Origin of the sequence: Bifidobacterium moukalabense DSM 27321, from assembly GCF_000522505.1 — a bacterium.
Taxonomy (GTDB): domain Bacteria; phylum Actinomycetota; class Actinomycetes; order Actinomycetales; family Bifidobacteriaceae; genus Bifidobacterium; species Bifidobacterium moukalabense.
Genome location: NZ_AZMV01000012.1, coordinates 1 through 1,096 on the forward strand (window position 1 = coordinate 1; position 1,096 = coordinate 1,096).

The window sequence follows — 1,096 nt, forward strand, 5'->3', positions numbered from 1 at the left end:
AAAGCTCTCTGGCCTTGCTGCCATGGGCTCTGGAGGCCTGTTTCATGGCGGTGGCTTTCACCTATGTCGTCGGCTTCGCGTTGCTGTGGTGCTCCGAATCGTTCACTTTCAGGCTACGCGAGGGATTCCGTCCTTTCGGGTACGCCGCCGTGGGTCTTATCGGTTATGGTGTATGGAGCCTGCTGGTCTTCACCACGACCATCAATTCGGTGTTGACCAACGTGGGCGAATCCGTGCTCACCAATGGGCAGGTCGGTGCCATTGCGTTGAATGGCGCGGCGCTGGGCTTCATCGCGTTTCTGTTGGCGAAGCTGCTTGATGTAAAACTCGCCAATCGCAAGGGCATGGCCATCGCTATGCTCATTGCGGAAGTCGTGATCGGCATTGTCGGGCTGCTTATCATGATTCGCATGTTCTCCGTGCTGTACTGAATATCCGTATTCGTACGGCGTCCGTCCAGGAAGGCAGGGTGTCCGTGTTCAGCATTCTTGAAATGTTCAAGATCGGTGTCGGTCCAAGTTCCTCCCATACCGTCGGACCCATGGTCGCGGCTCGTCGGTTCGTGGCCTCGCTGGAACGTGACGGCTCGCTTGAACGGGTGAATCGCGTGCGGACCGTGCTATATGGTTCCCTGGCGCTTACCGGATTGGGGCATGGTACCGACAGGGCCGCGGTGGCCGGGCTGGAAGGCAACGTGCCGCAAAGCGTCGATACCGATCACGTAAACACCATTCGTCAGGAATGCGAGCGTTCGGGTGAACTGATGCTGAACGGCACGCATCGCATCCCGTTCGACTATGCGCATGATGTGGTGTTGGACGTATGGCACCGGATGGCGGCTCATCCCAATGGCATGCGGTTCCAGGCTTTCGACCCATATGACAATCTGATCGGGGAACAGGTCTGGTATTCCATCGGAGGGGGATTCGTCCGTCAGGGATCCGTGGAGGATCCGATGATCGGCATTCACGATCGGCCGCCGGTGGGAAGCGCCTTTTCGGATCAGGACGGCGATTCCTCCATCGATGCCACCGCGGTGCCGTATCCTTTCACGACTTGTGACGAGTTGATCGCACTGTGCGATGAACATCATATG

At 57.8% G+C, this 1,096-nt stretch carries 2 protein-coding genes; both read left to right on the plus strand.

The annotated features are described in order from the left end of the window. On the plus strand, positions 1-431 hold a 431-nt coding region (locus BMOU_RS10625; RefSeq protein WP_034877603.1), incomplete at its 5' end, for a hypothetical protein. 44 nt (positions 432-475) lie between these two features. Next, on the plus strand, positions 476-1,096 hold a 621-nt coding region (locus BMOU_RS10630; RefSeq protein WP_034877604.1), incomplete at its 3' end, for a serine dehydratase beta chain.